This window comes from Megasphaera paucivorans (assembly GCF_900103535.1).
GTDB classification, from domain to species: domain Bacteria; phylum Bacillota; class Negativicutes; order Veillonellales; family Megasphaeraceae; genus Megasphaera_A; species Megasphaera_A paucivorans.
Window position 1 is genome coordinate 20,155 of record NZ_FNHQ01000018.1, and the last position, 16,223, is coordinate 36,377.

Annotated in this window: 18 protein-coding genes; 15 read left to right on the forward strand and 3 right to left on the reverse strand. The window is 41.0% G+C overall.

What is annotated here, in order from left to right; translation table 11 throughout:
* The first annotated feature begins 18 nt into the window (after positions 1 to 18).
* The 11 genes from dnaX to pyk all read left to right on the forward strand — a co-directional run bounded on the left by dnaX (position 19) and on the right by pyk (position 10,104).
* Positions 19 to 1,875: a DNA polymerase III subunit gamma/tau gene (gene dnaX, locus BLR11_RS08965; protein WP_091650950.1), complete on the forward strand. Its 1,857-nt coding sequence runs from the start codon at positions 19 to 21 to the stop codon at positions 1,873 to 1,875.
* A 19-nt stretch (positions 1,876 to 1,894) separates the two neighbouring features.
* Positions 1,895 to 2,212: a YbaB/EbfC family nucleoid-associated protein gene (locus BLR11_RS08970; protein ID WP_091650952.1), complete on the forward strand. Its 318-nt coding sequence runs from the start codon at positions 1,895 to 1,897 to the stop codon at positions 2,210 to 2,212.
* The gene (gene recR, locus BLR11_RS08975; RefSeq protein WP_091650955.1) at positions 2,212 to 2,802 is read left to right on the forward strand and encodes a recombination mediator RecR; all 591 of its coding nucleotides are present in this window, start codon (positions 2,212 to 2,214) and stop codon (positions 2,800 to 2,802) included. Before BLR11_RS08970 ends, recR begins: the two co-directional genes overlap by 1 nt.
* A gap of 8 nt (positions 2,803 to 2,810) precedes the next feature.
* Positions 2,811 to 3,056, forward strand: a complete 246-nt coding sequence (locus BLR11_RS08980) for a pro-sigmaK processing inhibitor BofA family protein (RefSeq protein WP_091650958.1) — start codon at positions 2,811 to 2,813, stop codon at positions 3,054 to 3,056.
* A 17-nt stretch (positions 3,057 to 3,073) separates the two neighbouring features.
* Positions 3,074 to 4,207, forward strand: a complete 1,134-nt coding sequence (locus BLR11_RS08985; RefSeq protein WP_091650961.1) for an efflux RND transporter periplasmic adaptor subunit — start codon at positions 3,074 to 3,076, stop codon at positions 4,205 to 4,207.
* A gap of 51 nt (positions 4,208 to 4,258) precedes the next feature.
* Entirely contained in the window at positions 4,259 to 5,014 is a 756-nt protein-coding gene (locus BLR11_RS08990) for an IclR family transcriptional regulator (RefSeq protein ID WP_091651039.1), read from the forward strand.
* On the forward strand, positions 5,011 to 5,619 hold the full coding sequence (locus BLR11_RS08995) for a DNA-3-methyladenine glycosylase (protein WP_091650964.1): 609 nt from the start codon (positions 5,011 to 5,013) through the stop codon (positions 5,617 to 5,619). The genes BLR11_RS08990 and BLR11_RS08995 overlap by 4 nt, the downstream gene beginning before the upstream one ends.
* Positions 5,620 to 5,662: 43 nt before the next feature.
* Positions 5,663 to 6,538, forward strand: a complete 876-nt coding sequence (locus BLR11_RS09000) for a DUF2156 domain-containing protein (protein ID WP_091650966.1) — start codon at positions 5,663 to 5,665, stop codon at positions 6,536 to 6,538.
* A gap of 15 nt (positions 6,539 to 6,553) precedes the next feature.
* On the forward strand, positions 6,554 to 7,720 hold the full coding sequence (locus tag BLR11_RS09005; protein ID WP_091650968.1) for a GNAT family N-acetyltransferase: 1,167 nt from the start codon (positions 6,554 to 6,556) through the stop codon (positions 7,718 to 7,720).
* Positions 7,721 to 7,941: 221 nt separating this feature from the next.
* Positions 7,942 to 8,334, forward strand: a complete 393-nt coding sequence (gene mgsA, locus BLR11_RS09010) for a methylglyoxal synthase (RefSeq protein WP_091650971.1) — start codon at positions 7,942 to 7,944, stop codon at positions 8,332 to 8,334.
* 18 nt (positions 8,335 to 8,352) lie between these two features.
* Positions 8,353 to 10,104: a pyruvate kinase gene (gene pyk, locus BLR11_RS09015; RefSeq protein WP_091650973.1), complete on the forward strand. Its 1,752-nt coding sequence runs from the start codon at positions 8,353 to 8,355 to the stop codon at positions 10,102 to 10,104.
* 121 nt (positions 10,105 to 10,225) lie between these two features.
* On the opposite strand, the gene hcp is transcribed toward pyk, so the two are convergent.
* Genes hcp through BLR11_RS09030 form a run of 3 tightly spaced genes read right to left on the reverse strand, consistent with a single transcriptional unit; the run spans position 10,226 to position 12,360 of the window.
* Positions 10,226 to 11,791: a hydroxylamine reductase gene (gene hcp, locus BLR11_RS09020; protein WP_091650975.1), complete on the reverse strand. Its 1,566-nt coding sequence runs from the start codon at positions 11,789 to 11,791 to the stop codon at positions 10,226 to 10,228.
* Positions 11,792 to 11,817: 26 nt separating this feature from the next.
* Positions 11,818 to 12,159, reverse strand: a complete 342-nt coding sequence (locus tag BLR11_RS09025) for a cupin domain-containing protein (protein WP_091650979.1) — start codon at positions 12,157 to 12,159, stop codon at positions 11,818 to 11,820.
* 15 nt (positions 12,160 to 12,174) lie between these two features.
* On the reverse strand, positions 12,175 to 12,360 hold the full coding sequence (locus BLR11_RS09030) for a ferredoxin (RefSeq protein ID WP_091650982.1): 186 nt from the start codon (positions 12,358 to 12,360) through the stop codon (positions 12,175 to 12,177).
* A gap of 260 nt (positions 12,361 to 12,620) precedes the next feature.
* Here BLR11_RS09030 and BLR11_RS09035 point away from each other — a divergent pair, with 260 nt between their 5' ends.
* From BLR11_RS09035 to BLR11_RS09050, 4 genes are all read left to right on the forward strand, one after another.
* Entirely contained in the window at positions 12,621 to 13,106 is a 486-nt protein-coding gene (locus tag BLR11_RS09035; RefSeq protein WP_091650985.1) for a peptidylprolyl isomerase, read from the forward strand.
* A gap of 18 nt (positions 13,107 to 13,124) precedes the next feature.
* A complete protein-coding gene (locus BLR11_RS09040; protein ID WP_091650988.1) occupies positions 13,125 to 13,400 on the forward strand; it encodes a GIY-YIG nuclease family protein in 276 nt (91 codons plus the stop codon).
* A 12-nt stretch (positions 13,401 to 13,412) separates the two neighbouring features.
* Positions 13,413 to 14,669: a M48 family metallopeptidase gene (locus tag BLR11_RS09045; RefSeq protein ID WP_091650989.1), complete on the forward strand. Its 1,257-nt coding sequence runs from the start codon at positions 13,413 to 13,415 to the stop codon at positions 14,667 to 14,669.
* 142 nt (positions 14,670 to 14,811) lie between these two features.
* A complete protein-coding gene (locus BLR11_RS09050) occupies positions 14,812 to 16,212 on the forward strand; it encodes an SGNH/GDSL hydrolase family protein (protein ID WP_245675126.1) in 1,401 nt (466 codons plus the stop codon).
* Positions 16,213 to 16,223 lie beyond the last annotated feature (11 nt).

A 16,223-nucleotide genomic window follows, 5' to 3' on the forward strand; every position in this document is an offset into this window, starting at 1 on the left:
TGCTATGGAGGAAGAAATATGGCATATATTGCGTTGTATCGTAAATGGCGCCCTGCGCTGTTTGAAGATGTAGTAGGACAACAACATATTACGGAAACTTTACAAAAAGCTATTGATACAGATAAAGTAGCACATGCCTATCTGTTTTCCGGACCTCGTGGTACAGGTAAGACCAGTACTGCAAAAATTTTTGCTAAAGCGATGAATTGCGTTGAAGGACCTACTTCACATCCTTGCAATACATGTGAAGTTTGCCGCCATATTACAAATGGAGAGTCATTGGATGTGGTGGAAATTGATGCAGCTTCAAACCGCAGTATTGAAGATATTAGGACACTTCGGGAAACGATTAAGTTTATGCCGGCTGAAGGTCATAAAAAAATATACATTATTGACGAAGTGCATATGTTGACAACAGAAGCCTTTAATGCTCTTTTAAAAACTTTAGAAGAACCGCCGGGACATGTTATTTTTATTTTGGCAACAACAGAACCGGAAAAAATTCCCATGACGATCCTTTCACGATGTCAGAGATATGAATTTCGACGTATTACCAGTCATGACATTGCTGAGCGCCTCATGTACATAGCTGAACAGGAGCATGTAATGCTTACAAAAGGGGCGGCACATATTTTAGCAGTTCAGGCAGATGGAGGTATGCGGGATGCGTTGAGTATGTTGGATCAATGCATTAGCAATACAACAGAGTCCATTAATGAAGCATTAGTACGCAACTTACTGGGATTAATTGGAAAAGAGTGGCTGTTTACATTAAGTGAGGCAGTGTTTAAGGGAAAAGGAGACATTATTATCAAAAGTGTTGATGATATCGTCCGTCTCGGTAAAGAGCCAAGGGTTATTTTGACAGAATTAGTGGCTCACTTGCGGGCGCTTATGCTGTATCAGGCAGCACCAAAGTCAGATACATTGTCAGCGTATGCAGATTCCATGACAGAATTGGCGGATCAGGCTACGCAAGTTTCTCCCCGCAAAGTATTTGCCGTGTTGTCGGTACTGCAGCAAGCAATGCTTACGGCACGGACATCTCCCACACCTCGTGTAGCGGTAGAAATGGGACTGCTTATGGCCGCACAGGCCGAACAGTCTGGCTGGCAAAGCGATTTAACGGAGAGAGTGGAAACCTTAGAAAAACATGCTTTTCGTGTACCTCAGACTGTATTAGATCGTATTTCAAAATTAGAAAATGCAGTTATAGGAAATCATATATCGGGTGCAGATATGCCGATAAGCTCTTACGATAAGATACCTCTGCTGCCGGACGAAAATAATATAACAGATATGCAAGGGGCAGAATCTGTTATAAATATTTCATCTGACAATAGCATGCCACAGGAAAAGCCGCCAATATCAGACCACTTGGCATCGGCGTCCCATAAGGCAGAAACATCACCTGCAATCGGGGTATCGCATAGTTCAACGGAATATGATACAATTTGGAAAGGCGTTTGTGAAGAGCTGGAAAAAAATAAGAAACGGGCAGTTCTATCCTGTATGCGGCCAGGGCAAGTTGTGTATATAGGAGAAGGCCATGTTATTGTGGTTTTTAAGACCGCATTTATGGCTAAACGCGCCAACAAAAAAGATTATTGTCAATGTGTAGACGAAGCATTAAAATTTGTTACCGGCGATACCCTCCATATGCAGGGTTTTTTGGAAGGCGATAGTGAATTGGCTGTTTTTGAGAAAAAAAAAACAACATTCTTGAAAACGAAAACAAGTATTGAAAAAAAAGCGGATTCTTCAATGCTGCAGCCCGTTGAATTGGCAGATGTTCCTGAAGAAGCACGAACAGTGCTGGATCCATTGTTAAAAACAATGGGCGACTGTAATATATATATAGAAAATAAATCATAATAACACAGGAGGAATTACTATGTTTGGTGGAAATATGCAGGGAATGATGAAAAAAGTACAGAAAATGCAGAAAGAAATGCAAAAAATGCAGGAAGATTTAAAAACGCGGACAGTAGAAGCTACTGTTGGCGGAGGCGTACTTACTATTGTCATGAATGGGGAAAAAAAGGTTGAAAGTGTTCATATTGATCCCAGTATCATTGACCCGGAAGATGTGGATATGCTGGAAGATTTAGTAGTGGCGGCTGTTAATGAGGCTAATCAAAAAGTTGATGATATGATGGCGCAGGAAATGGGAAAAATTACAGGCGGGATGAAACTGCCGGGGATGTTTTGATGGATACGCCTTTGGATAGACTGGCGGAACAATTTCGCCGCTTGCCTGGCATAGGCATAAAAACTGCTCGTAAGCTAGCCTATTATATGGTTCAGCAGCCGCCGGAAAAGATAGAAGAATTTATTGCTGCTATACGGGATGCAAAGCAAAAGATGTGTTTTTGTTCTATTTGTTTTAATTTGTCATCCCAAGATCCTTGTCCTATATGCAGTGATGACCGCCGGGATCATGGGGTGATATGCGTAGTAGAAACTCCGCAGGATGTGTCAGCGATTGAACGCAGTGGTGATTATCATGGATTATATCATGTTTTGCAGGGAGCGTTATCACCGTTGGATGGCATCGGAGTGGAAGATTTACGTATAAAAGAACTATTGCAGCGACTTCAAAATACGGAAGTTCAGGAAATAATACTGGCTACGGATCCTGATGTCGAAGGAGAGGCTACGGCTTTATATTTAGCTCGTCTTCTTAAGGCTACGGGCATTCGTGTGACCCGTATTGCACGAGGGCTCCCTATGGGAGGAGACATTGAATATGCTGATGAAGCAACACTGGCAGGAGCGGTGGCAAATCGGCAGGAAATGTGAGGTGCCTGATGGATTATATTTGGATAGGTGTAGGTATTGCCGCTCTTTGGATTTTAAATAAATTTGTGCTGGCTCCGGTTCGGCATTTGGTTTTCAATGTTATTATTGGGCTCATTGCCTTATACTTTATTAATCAATTCGGTGGTGCTATGGGTTTGCATTATGTACCGATTACTTGGATAACAGGTATTATCATTGGTATTTTTGGCTTACCCGGAGTAGCTGTCTTGACGTTATATTTTACTTTTTTTTGACGTAGAGAAGGGATATTGTGAAAGTTAAAAAATGGACGGTACTTGTTGTAACTGCTTTAATTGCAGTGTCAGCTCTTTCTGGCTGTGGAAATGATGTGAAAACTAAGGTAGAGACAGTTACAAAATCAGATCATCCAGTCGCGCTGACGTTGGATGCTAATGTGACGGCTCTTCATATGACAAATATTGTTCCTAAGCTATCAGGTAAATTGATATCTGTTCCATTGACAGTAGGGCAGGATGTTAAGGCGGGACAGATATTGGTTCAAGTCGATCAAATTCCCTATCAGCAAAGTGTAGCAGCTGCTGAATCAGCATTGGTGACAGCATCTATGGGAACAACCCCTTCGCGGGATATGTCGGGAGAGACTGACAGTAGTGACCGCCGGGCAAAACTTGATGTCTGGTACCGCATGGGGGCTATTTCTAAAGTTGAATATAATCAAATGATGTCTAAAGAAAATGAGGCGGCTGCCGGCACTTCTGGCACAGCGGGATCATCTGCAGCTCCGGCTATAGACAGGGAACGGATTGCTCAGCTGCAAGCCTCTATTCAGGCAGCACGGGATATGTTAGGAAACACAACGATTTATTCTCCCATAGATGGAAGAATAACCGCAGTTTCTGATAATCCTTCAGTAGCCGTAGCGGGAATGGTTTTGGCTACAGTACAGCAGATGACTCCGTTAGTGGCGACCTTTGCTATTCCTGAGACATATATTCAGGCCTTAAATAAGGCAAAGCAGAATGGATCTATTAGCGTAGCTGTATTAGCTCCTTCGGGAGAATCGCAAACAGGGGAACTGACCTATCTGGCAACGGGTAAAGATCCAGCAACAGGCAGTTATATGGCGAAGATTACTTTTAATAATGATAAAAATTTGTTTGTCCCGGGTGAATTTTATCATGTGCGCATATCTACGCCGCAGGAAGTATCACAGATTACTATTCCGAAAACGGCGGTTAGAACAAAGGATTCCGGCGATTTTGTTTATATTGTAAATGATAGCGGATTGGCGGATGTTCGATCTATTCTTACTGGCGATGAAGAAGCGGGTCGTGTTGTTGTACTTGATGGTCTTAAGGATGGAGAACGTGTTGTTGCAGATCCGCCGCAATCGTTAGAAATTGGTATGAAAGTGACGACGTAACGTTTTAAAATGGCATAGCTTTTAGCAAAGCAGGTGAATACATTGAAGACGATGGAACCAGGGCAATTAGATCGGCAGAACAGTTTATTGAAGTCATTGGAAAAAAGTCTAGACGTTTTGGATATATTTGTGGAATGCAATACCGGAATGACATTAAAGGAAATCGCGGCCCATACGCACCTAAATACATCTACAGCTTTTCGTATTGTTAATACGCTGGAGCGGCGGCAGTATTTAACTCGTAATGAAACCTCCAAGCAGTACCGTTTAGGACCTAAAGCGCTGGCACTTGGATATTCTTCTCATTGGACAGAGAATGTTGTTACCTTAGCTAAACCCTATTTGCGGCGGCTGCAGCAGCTTTTTAATGAAACAGCCAGTATTTATATTGCAGAAGGGGATAATCGTATTTGTTTAGATCATGTGGAAAGTACACACTCGCTTCGGAGAGTTATTCCGATTGGAGAATCGCTGCCTATTTATAAAGGTGCGGCAGGCAAAGTATTATTGGCATGGTGCAATAAAGAAGAACGAAATCGGGTTATTTTGCAATATGGAAATTTATCAGAATCAGAATTTTCACAAATTCGGCATAACGGATATGCTGTTACACAAGATGAAAGTGAACATGGCTTATTTGCTCTGGCCGTACCGGTTTTTAATTTTGAAAGTCAAGTTATAGCCTCGTTGACAGTTGCCGGACCGTCTATGAGATTTTATGATTCTATACGGCAAAAAATGTTATTTACCATGGGACAGTATGCTTATGAAATTTCATATTCGCTGGGCTACCGTAAAAAATCATGATAGAAGATAAATGGCCGCAGCACGCATATACTGCGGCGGCGCGTGATATAGCACCGGCCTTGCTGGGACGGTATCTTGTCCATAAGATAGGAGAAAAAATACTGGCAGGGCGTATTGTGGAAACTGAAGCATATGGAGGAATGTATCGTCGGCAGCCGGATGATGGTTCACATGCTTTTCGTGGTCTTACCTCTCGAACAGAACCTATGTTTTGGGCAGGAGGATGGAGTTACGTTTACTTGATTTATGGCAGGTACTGCTGCATGAATATTGTTACGGGATCAAAAGGAGATGCACAGGCGGTACTGATTCGTGCAGTTGAGCCGGTTTCCGGGTTGGATGAAATGTTGAAAAATCGAGGGGTATCGTCACTATGTAAAAATTTAACAAATGGGCCTGGTAAATTGTGTCAAGCTTTGAATATTGATTTGAGGCAGAATAAACTGGATCTCTGCGGAGATGAATTGTATGTTATAGAACCAAATAATGCAAGGCGAATTTGTACGTGCCGTTCAACACGCATCAATATTGATTATGCTGTGAAGGGAAAATATTTTCCTTGGCGGTTTTATATAAAAGGAAATCCGTATGTTTCGCGATTTTGAATTTTAAGGGGGAGTCCTTATCATAGAATTTAGAGAATTAAGATTGGAAGATAAACCCGTTATCGAGGATTATTTTCATCAAAAACGGTATGAACAGGCTGATTCAACCTTTATGACGTTGTTCGCTTGGCAGAAACCGTATGAAATACAATGGACTGAAGAAGATAATGTAATGTATATTCGTTCTGGACGCGGGAAAAAACAGTTTTGGCTGCCACCTTTTGCTCGTAAGGACGGGAGTTTTGTCAAAGGGCTAGACCGTATGAAGGAATGGTTTTCTGAACATGGATATCCTTTTCTTATGAAAGGCGTTGTTCCTGAAGTAGTGCAGCGTATACAGGAGCTTTGCCCGGACTGTTATCATATTGAGCCAGATCGAGATAATTATGAATATGTGTATTTGACGCAGGATCTCATTAATTTGTCTGGGAAGAAGTTTAGGCAGAAGAAAAATAATTTGAATCATTTTCGTAATCAATATATGGGATATGAGTATGTTCCCATTACTGAAAATTTATTTGATGCCTGTTTAGATGCTGAGCGCACCTGGTACGATGAACATGATGAAGGTGATTCGGAGCTTGATGCTGAAAGGCATGCTATTCAGACAGTATTTGAAAATTGGAGCATGCTGCAGCCGACAGGCGGAGCTATTTGTGTGTTTAATAAGGTCGTTGCATTTTCTATCGGAGAAATGCTTAACGATGATACTGCGATTATTCATTTTGAAAAAAGTGATCCGGCTATGCGCGGACTATACCAAGCAATTAATTATGAATTTGTCCGACATGCTTGGAGTCACACGAAATATATTAACCGAGAAGAAGATATGGGCATCCCTGGTTTACGAAAATCAAAAGAATCGTATAATCCTGTGCGATTTATCGAAAAATATGATGTTACATTAGCTGACGTATAGCAGAAAGGTATAGTTATGGAATTCCGTTTAGCTAGTCTTGAAGATCGGGAAATTGTAGAAAATCTATGGGCATATTGCTTTGAACCAAAAAATGATCCTTTTTTTCAATGGTATTTTTCTCGCTGTTATAAACCGAATAATGTATTAATGGGTTTTATAAAGGAACAGATGGCTTGTCTGACACACTTAAATCCGTATACAATACGTTTGCGGGGACAGAATATCGCTACATCGTATATAGTAGGTTTGGCAACGCACCCGGCAGCAAGGCGCGGCGGAGTAGGCGGGAAATTATTGTCGGCAGCACTCGAGGAAATGAGGCGGCGCGGTCATTATGTGAATATTTTGATGCCTTCTAAAGCGGGATTTTACCAACCATATGGCTATGAATTATATTGTCATCAATGGCGGGAGACAATGTCATTAGATATGCTGCGGCCTCTTTCAGATCGTACGGTTCATTATGGCATGATTACTACTCCTGACCAGTGGGAACTGTTGGCTGCTGTTTATGATGTATATACCAGTAAATTATCTGGATATGCGGTACGGGATGAATTGTCTTGGCGATGCCATATTGAAGGACAATTGGCTGAAGGTAATATTGCTGTAGTATTTGAGGGTGCACGTCCTATAGGCTATTTGTTTTACCAGTTAGGGGATCCAACTATTCACTGTGGAGAATTTGTATATACCTCCTATAAAGGTAAAAAAGGATTATTAGGATACATGTATAACCATCGCTCTCAAGGTAAAGAAGTCCAGTGGAATGAAGGCATACAGGACCAGTCATACCGATTGTATCCGGATGGACGTACAGGGCATGAAACGATGCCATTTATGGCGGGACGTATTGTTGACGTCTGCGGTATTTTGTCGTCTATATCATATCCAGTTGATGTTCAGACTGAAGTTCAGTTTTCCATAGAGGATACTCTCGCATCATGGAATAACGGCATGTTTTCTTTACGAGTAGTAAACGGAAAAGGAAAGGTGGTTCCCATAGCAAATGCGGAGGTTTCTATGAAAATGGGAATTGGAGCATTAGCTTTGCTCGTTTTTGGTGCGATGTCAGCAGCGGAACTTGTATATTATGATAAATTATCTGGCAGTGATGCATCAATACGGCAGTTGGATAAAATCTTTCCTGCTTGTTCTTGCTACATTAATGAATGGTATTGAAATTTTTTATATTGTAGCATAAAAATCAACGATAGGGTTTTGCCTTTATTTGGTATCCATACCATTGCATAAAAAAGTTAGATACGATACAATCACTATAGACTAAAAATAGTCTATGGTGATTGTATATGTTGTTTTTTAAACTGGGACAAAAAACGAACCTACCGGAACGGATTATTGCTATGACTATGTTGTGCATGTTTTAAATAAGGAGGCAGATTATGGAAAAATATGTTGCTCTTATTGCTCATGATGCCAAAAAGGATGATATTGTGCGATTAGCAAAAGAGTATTCTCAGGTATTGTCCAAGTATCCACTTGTAGGAACAGGTACTACGGGAAAACGTATTTGTGACGTCACGGGACTTTCTGTGAAACGTATGCAGTCCGGTCCTATTGGCGGTGATCAGCAAATAGGAGCGATGATTGCTTCTGATTTGGTTTTAGCCGTTATATTTTTACGAGATCCATTAACGGCACAGCCGCATGAACCGGACGTTTCGGCATTTCTGCGTCTTTGTGATGTTCATTCAGTTCCGGTTGCTACTAATGTGACAAGTGCTCGGATATTGCTTACTGCGTTGGTGGATAAGCCGGAATTATTTAATAAATGAGAAGTGAGGAGATATGCTATGTTGAAAAAGACAAAAATTGTATGTACACTAGGACCAAGTTCTGACAGCCCGGAAATTTTGGATGATATGCTTCGATCCGGCATGAATGTGGCTCGATTCAATTTTTCTCATGGTTCACATGAAGAACATAAAGCAAGAATAGATGGAGTTCGTGCGGCTTCGAAACGTACAGGAGTTCCGGTGGCACTTATGCTGGATACAAAGGGACCAGAAATTCGCTTGGGACTTTTTGAAAATGGATCTATTCAGATGGAAGCAGGTAAAGAATTTATACTTACAGCCAGAGATGTAAAAGGGACAGAAACAATTGCATCCATGTCTTATAAAAATCTTCCCAAAGAAGTAAAAGTGGGAGATCATATCTTGTTGTCTGATGGATTGGTTAATTTAGAAGTCATCCGTGTTGAAGGCGACGATATCCATACAAAGATTTTGAATAAAGGAAAGATGAGTGATCGCAAGCGTGTTGCTGTTCCAGGTGTAGCAATCAATCTCCCCGCGGTATCAGATACAGATATCAAGGACATAGAATTTGGTATTTCCAAGGATATGGATTTTATAGCGGCTTCTTTTATTCAACGAGGAGAAGATGTCGTCTCTATCCGTAAAATATTGGAAAAACATGGCAATCACATGCAGATCATATCTAAGATTGAATGTCAGGCGGCCGTACAAAACATAGATGAAATAATTAAAATGTCTGATGGATTAATGGTAGCTCGCGGAGACTTGGGTGTAGAAGTACCAGCTGAAGAAGTGCCTATGCTGCAAAAAATGCTTATCAACAAATGCCATGCAGCAGGAAAACCAGTAATAACAGCGACACAGATGCTTGAATCTATGTGCACCAATCCGCGTCCGACTCGTGCGGAAACCAGTGATGTAGCAAATGCTATTATAGATGGAACGGATGCCATTATGTTAAGTGGAGAAACTGCAGGGGGATCCTATCCAGCAGCTGCTGTTCAAACGATGGAACGAGTGGCATTGTTTACGGAAAGTCATTTTGTGCCACAGGAAACACGACTTGCAGCTTCCGCAGGAGGCACCTCTACGACGGATTCTATTGGCAGAGCAACGGTTACTATTGCAGATAATCTTCACGCAGCCGCAATTATTGCTTCAACCGAAAAAGGTGGCACAGCGCAGATTATATCTAAGTATCGTCCGGCATGCCCTATTATTGCTGTATCACCACACAAGCATATTGTTCGACGCTTACTGTTGAATTGGGGAATTCAGCCAGTTTTAGGAGAAAAAGCGGCTGATTCAGATGAATTGGTAGATAAAGCGATATATGCAGCGTTAAATAATGATTTAATAAAAACAGGGGACCTTGTAGTGTTGACGGCAGGAGTTCCAGTGGGTATCGAAGGAACCACTAATATGGTTCGTGTCCAAATTGTAGGCGATGTTGTATTACGCGGAACAGGGTTGGGTAAAAAAACATCAGTAGGAAAGGTTTGTGTAGCGTCTGATGAAACAGAGCTGGCAGATACCTTTGAGGATGGTTGTATTTTGGTGATTAAATCAGCTGAAACGGGATATATGAAATATATAAGCCGTGCAGGTGCACTCATTTCGGAGGAAGAAGGCCTTACCAGTCCGTCAGCGGTAGCTGCATTGACGTTAGGTGTTCCTTGTGTTGTGGGGGCTAAAGATGCTGTATCGAAGTTGAAAAATGGTGAAGTTGTTACTGTTGATGGTACTCGTGGTACGATTTACCGCGGAGTTACCAATGCTAGATAATCTCAGGAAAATGGATGCCCTTTGAAAATGATTGATTTGAAACCAAACAACCGGCGGCTAATAAAAATACTAGCTGCCGGTTGTTTGGTTTTTTAATATTTGATGTATATTTCGTTATTATTTATCCTAGAATTTTTTTCAAATCTTCTTCCGGAGTAGTAATAGGTGTAAGATGGAAATTTTCTACAAGATAACTCAATACATTAGGTGATACAAATGCTGGTAATGTGGGACCAAGGTATATATTTTGGATACCTAGATACAGCAGTGTCAAAAGGATACAAACTGCTTTTTGTTCATACCAGGAAAGAACGAGAGAAAGCGGCAAGTCGTTGACACTGCAGTTAAATGCTTTGGCAAGTGCAATTGCGACTTTAATTGCACTGTAAGCGTCGTTGCATTGCCCCATATCCATAATACGCGGTAAACCACCGATAGTGCCAAGATCGAGATCATTAAAACGATATTTGCCGCAGGCCAATGTAAGAATTACTGTATCGGCAGGCGCTTTTTTGACAAAATCTGTGTAATAGTTGCGTCCGGGGCGAGCTCCGTCGCAGCCGCCTACAAGGAAGAAGTGGCGGATAGCACCCGCTTTCACTGCATCAACAACCGTATCGGCAACAGCAAGAACAGTGCCATGGCCAAATCCTGTCATGACGGTGGCGCCTCCATTGATGCCTGTAAAATGTTGTGCTTCTGCATAACCACCAAGTTCTAATGCTTTTTCAATAACAGGTGTATAATCTTTAGTATCATCAATGTGAACTATTTCAGGGTAAGATACCACCTCGGTTGTAAATACACGGTCAGCATAACTACTGCGAACCGGCATAAGACAATTAGTAGTAAAGAGAATAGGGCCAGGAATATTATCAAATTCTTTTTGTTGATTTTGCCAAGCTGTACCAAAGTTACCTTTTAGATGAGGATATTTCTTAAGCAGTGGATATGCATGAGCCGGCAGCATTTCACCATGAGTATAAATATTAATGCCCTTGCCGTTTGTTTGATCCAAAAGAAGTTTTAAGTCATGAAGATCATGACCGCTGATGACAATAAAGGGGCCTTTTTCAATAGTCAGGGGAACAGAGGTAGGTTGCGGGGTACCATAAGTTTCGGTGTTGGCTTTGTCAAGTAATTCCATGCAGGCAAGATTTGCTTTTCCCGTTTCCATGACAATAGGAAGCAGTTCATTCATGCCCCAGTTTTCTCCCAAAGCAGTTAATGCTTTTAAGAAAAATGCATCGACTTCTTTATCGGTATAGTCCAGCATAAGGGCATGGTAAGCATATGCAGCAATGCCGCGAATGCCAAATAAAATAAGAGACTTCAGAGAACGGACGTCTTCATTGTCGTTCCAAATTTGTTCAACATCATAATTGACGTCACTATTTGGAGAAATAGTATCTTTTTCTGCATTTACTTTATCGATCATCAACTGGATGGTAGCGACATCAAAATTTACATTTGTAATAGTGGTAAATAAACCTTCTAAAATAATGCGATTTGTTTTGCTTGTAGGGGCATTTGCTGCGGCGGTACGTGCTAATCCTATGAGTGCACCTGTTAATTCATCTTGCAATTTAGCCGCGGGAGCAGACTTTCCGCACATACCGGCACGTCCAGTGCATCCAGTACCTCCCATTGTTTGTTCACATTGAAAACAAAACATTTGTTTTTCCATTTAGAATACCTCCTATAAATTTCACCTTAAAATGGGAACACTACAATTAATATCATTTTAAAATCATCCACCGCATAAACGGCATGAGGAATTTTAGCCGGCATAACCAGGGTTTCTCCGGTATGTACAATATGTTCTTTTTCTCCAACGATAAAACGACCGGTTCCACTTAGCACAGTAATCATAGCATCACCTGTAGATTCATGCGTACTGATTTCTTCACCTTGTGCAAAGGCAAACAAGGTCATACTGACGGCTTTATTTTGTGCTAATGTTCGGCTGACAATCTGGCCGGGAGATACGGTAACCTGATCAGCTAGAGAGAGAACCATTTCATGAGAAAGATTTTTGATATAATTTGTTTCCATTGTTTAGCTCCTTTGTTACATTTCTTCAATTGCTCCGGCAGGACAGCTTGTTAAAGCATCTTGGGCGGAGTTTTCCACTGAAGCTGCAACGTCTTCCGCAACAGCAACAGCGATACCTTCTTCGGTCATAGAAAAAACGTCAGGACAGGTATTGGCGCAAAGGCCGCAGCCAATGCAATTTTCATTAACTTTAAATTTCATAATAAAGACTCCTTTCTTAAAAACAATAGCATATGCGTTGCGGGAATTAATACCCCGCCGATCCTTTTATGAACTTATTATAGAATGAATTTTTTATTAGGTATGTTGTATATGTAACAAAAAGAAAAAAATTTAAAAACAGTAAAAGAGTTTAAAAAAAATAAAATATTTAGTATACTGGTATTATGAAGTATATATATAGTTTATTATCAACAAAACACAGGATATATATATGTATACAATAAAAGGAGGAAATATATATGGCAGAACAAAAGAATGCATTATATGCTGTTTTTCATACGAATAACGGCGATTTTTCAGTAGAGTTATTTCCAGAAGCAGCACCGGCAACGGTAGAGAATTTTAAAAAATTAGCAGAATCAGGATTTTATAATGGTACAATATTTCATCGCATTATTTCAGAATTTATGATCCAAGGCGGTGATCCGGAAGGAACTGGACGTGGCGGCCCCGGGTATGTCATTGAAGATGAATTTGGGCCAGGATTAACTTTTAATGAACCGGGGGTGCTGGCGATGGCTAATGCAGGTCCCAATACTGGCGGTTCACAATTTTTTATTACCGTCGTTTCGACTCCTTGGCTTCAAAATCATCATGCTATATTTGGTCAGGTTATTGATAATTATGATGTAGTGCAGGCATTAAGCAATGTTCCCACGGATCAATTTGACCGTCCCATAAATAAGGTAGTCATTGAATCATTGGAAATAAAGGATACATTATAAACAGAGGAAGATGTGCATATGATGTACTATACATATATGGTGCTCTGTGCCGATAATACCCTTTACACTGGCTGGACACTGGATGTAAAAAAACGCGTGACTGTACATAACAACGGGATGGGGGCCAAATATACCAGATCTCGGCGGCCGGTGCAGCTTGTCTGGTGTGCAGCTTTTTCTACTAGACATGATGCAATGCATTGGGAACGACTGATTAAACAATGGCCGCGAAAGAAGAAAGAGCAATTGTATAAAAATTGTATATGCCGGGTTGAGGAACAAGAACGGGTTTAAGGAGATGGCAACATGAAACGATGCAAAAAGTGGATTGGGACCCTTCTTGTCAGTGTCTCATTGATAACCGTTCCTGTGGGAGCAGCGATGGCGGCTAATTCTTGGCAGATACTGGCATACGGTACAATGGCTATGGTTATTGTAAAACAACAGCTGGTTCAATTGGATGCCGGCAGGCAAAATCAAATGCTGGCAGAAACGCAGAAAAAAACAGGTGTGTCTCATGATGAGGCAGCCAATCAGCGATTAGATAATATCCATGCAAATTTGATGAAAACGGGTATGATCAAAAGAGACTATAAAATGTATGTTAACCCTTCACAGGATATGAATGCATTTGAAACTATCGGCGGAGTTATTTCTATTAATCAGGGTATGATGAATGCTCTTACTGATTCTGAATTGGCGTTTACTTTATGCCATGAAATGGGACATGGTGAACATCGTCATGCTGTTAACGGCATCCTTAAAGGAATAGCCGTATCGACGGCGGTAGATTTGGCTTTTGGCGGTAATGGAGACTTGCTGGATATTTTATTTGGCGGTCTTGCAGTAAATTACATTGACAATGAAGTAATTACCATGGATCAGGAAAAAGAAGCGGATGCAACGGGATTTAATATTTTGAAAAATACACAATACAATGTAGGTGGAGCACCGGCATCCATGGTACTGATTTATGAAAAATACGGGAATCTATATACGGAAGGATGGAAACGTGTTATCAGTCCCAATAATCATCCTAAAATGTCGAATCGTATTGAACGATTAGGAAATCGGATGACACGGTGGTCGGGAAATCGCGTTCAAGTTGGTGGAGCGACAGTATATGTTAATGCGCTTCCTGTTGTGACTCCTATTTCTTTTGGAGAATATTCCTCCTGCCGTCGTGCATATCTTGTTGCGGGAAATTTGGCGCGGCTGACACATGAAGTTTATGGTGAAGCGGTGCAAAAGGATGTACCTCAAGTGCGTTCAACTTCTAAAGCAGCGGACTGGCAATGGAATATATTACGGGATGGCAGTGATATTGTTGTTAATGGGACAACCATTATGACTTGTGCAGCAGGAGATGACCAAGCATCTATTATAAAGAATTTAAAATTGGCTTTATATGCCAAGGCAGATATGCTGAATGAAAATAAAATTTCTTCATTACAAGAAGAATGGCTTAAAACGCATGGTTATAAGGAAAAGAAAAAAGAAACGTTAAAAAATAAGAATACGTCAATACCGGCAGCAGAAAGATCCGAACATGTTGCGGGATGAGTAATAAGCCGTTGCATAAATGATTTATAGCATCATTTATGTAACGGCTTGTTTAAAAACACTTGACATTAACTTATCTTTACGCTATACAATATATAAGTGATTTTACCTAAGTGAAATTTTCTGCAAGGAGGCGGTAAATATGAGAAGAGTCGCATATATTACGATGTTTTTATTTTGTTTCACCGTAAGTTTTGCTTTTCTTTCTTTGGCTCGGCCGGGAACGGTGCAGCACCATATTATATCACCGCCTATGGAAAAAGTGCGCAAGACCTATGAAGTCAGCAATAAATTAGTGTCATCGGATTTACAGCAGGTAAAACCGCAAGTTATGGCACAAACTCCGGAGAAAAGTTCTTTGATGCCGCTTTTACAATGGTCTCGCATTGATACGGCTGTAGCATATGAAGTTGATATTTTGAAAAAAAACGAAGATGAACAGGATTCATATGAACCCATTATGCCAACAAAACGAGTGTATGTAACCGGATACATGTTTCACCTTCCGAAAGAGTTTGATGGAGATGTATTTTATTGGCGTGTTCGGGGAATTGATTTAGATGGCAACGGGGTAAGCGATTATTCTGATGTTGAACCAGTATATGTGGATCGGACATTGCCAATAGTTGAAAAGCCGGCGACTTTATCTTATTATAATCAAGGGAATGGAACGGTTCTCTTGTATCCTGTCTATGACTGGATACCTATTCCTGACACGGAGAAATATGAGATAGAAATTTTGGATGCAGCACCAGAAAATCCTAACGGTACGGAACCCTCCGTTCATCGGATAGACTCGCTTACATGTGAAAGTTCAGAAAAATATGACCCTAAATCCCGAGTATCAGATGCGGTTTTATATTGGCGTGTCCGCGGTATAGATAATGTAGGGCATACTGTAGGCGTGTATTCTGATGCAGTTCCCTTTAAGACGAGTCCGGAAGATAATTATGATGTAGCAACACTGGGAGATAGTATTAGTCATGGCGGCGGCAGTATTTCTTATTCGCCAAGTGACTGGGCGTTCAGTTATCAGTACTATCTTGATTTTCCTACTATCAATTTAGCGCAAAGCGGCGATACTAGCAATATGACAGCGGAGCGTTTTGAACGGGATGTATTACCTTTTCATCCGAAATATTTGATTATTCTTATGGGTTCTAATAGCTTGCGAGCGGGAGAATCGCCTTATTCGGTGATTTACGACATGAAGAAAGTCAAGGAGGCGTGCCTGGATCATGATATAAAACCCGTGTTTTTAACAATACCGCCAATCAATCCTGCCAATATCAAGAAAGCGTTTGATCAAGATACGGCAGAAGATTGGCAGCAGCGGGTGGCAATAGTAAATGCTTGGATCCGCACGCAGATTCATATTGACATTACACCGGGAATGGCAGACACAGATGGGAATTTATTTACCTACTTAGCGTTGGATGGATTACATCTTGATCCGCAGGGAAAGCAGATGATGGCAGGAGCCATTAATGCGGAATGGAAATATATTTTATCTTTGCCAGATGATGTATGGGAAAAGAAGTAGTGGTCAATTCC

Bases quoted from the DNA above. Each gene is read 5' to 3' on its own strand.
- BLR11_RS08995 (WP_091650964.1), top strand. From the start codon at position 5,011: ATGATAGAAGATAAATGGCCGCAGCACGCATATACTGCGGCGGCGCGT.
- BLR11_RS09040 (WP_091650988.1), top strand. From the start codon at position 13,125: ATGATGTACTATACATATATGGTGCTCTGTGCCGATAATACCCTTTAC.
- BLR11_RS09030 (WP_091650982.1), bottom strand. From the start codon at position 12,360: ATGAAATTTAAAGTTAATGAAAATTGCATTGGCTGCGGCCTTTGCGCC.
- mgsA (WP_091650971.1), top strand. From the start codon at position 7,942: ATGGAAAAATATGTTGCTCTTATTGCTCATGATGCCAAAAAGGATGAT.
- BLR11_RS09025 (WP_091650979.1), bottom strand. From the start codon at position 12,159: ATGGAAACAAATTATATCAAAAATCTTTCTCATGAAATGGTTCTCTCT.
- BLR11_RS09045 (WP_091650989.1), top strand. From the start codon at position 13,413: ATGAAACGATGCAAAAAGTGGATTGGGACCCTTCTTGTCAGTGTCTCA.
- hcp (WP_091650975.1), bottom strand. From the start codon at position 11,791: ATGGAAAAACAAATGTTTTGTTTTCAATGTGAACAAACAATGGGAGGT.
- BLR11_RS08980 (WP_091650958.1), top strand. From the start codon at position 2,811: ATGGATTATATTTGGATAGGTGTAGGTATTGCCGCTCTTTGGATTTTA.
- dnaX (WP_091650950.1), top strand. From the start codon at position 19: ATGGCATATATTGCGTTGTATCGTAAATGGCGCCCTGCGCTGTTTGAA.
- BLR11_RS09050 (WP_245675126.1), top strand. From the start codon at position 14,812: ATGAGAAGAGTCGCATATATTACGATGTTTTTATTTTGTTTCACCGTA.
- BLR11_RS08970 (WP_091650952.1), top strand. From the start codon at position 1,895: ATGTTTGGTGGAAATATGCAGGGAATGATGAAAAAAGTACAGAAAATG.
- BLR11_RS08990 (WP_091651039.1), top strand. From the start codon at position 4,259: ATGGAACCAGGGCAATTAGATCGGCAGAACAGTTTATTGAAGTCATTG.
- pyk (WP_091650973.1), top strand. From the start codon at position 8,353: ATGTTGAAAAAGACAAAAATTGTATGTACACTAGGACCAAGTTCTGAC.
- BLR11_RS09005 (WP_091650968.1), top strand. From the start codon at position 6,554: ATGGAATTCCGTTTAGCTAGTCTTGAAGATCGGGAAATTGTAGAAAAT.
- recR (WP_091650955.1), top strand. From the start codon at position 2,212: ATGGATACGCCTTTGGATAGACTGGCGGAACAATTTCGCCGCTTGCCT.
- BLR11_RS09035 (WP_091650985.1), top strand. From the start codon at position 12,621: ATGGCAGAACAAAAGAATGCATTATATGCTGTTTTTCATACGAATAAC.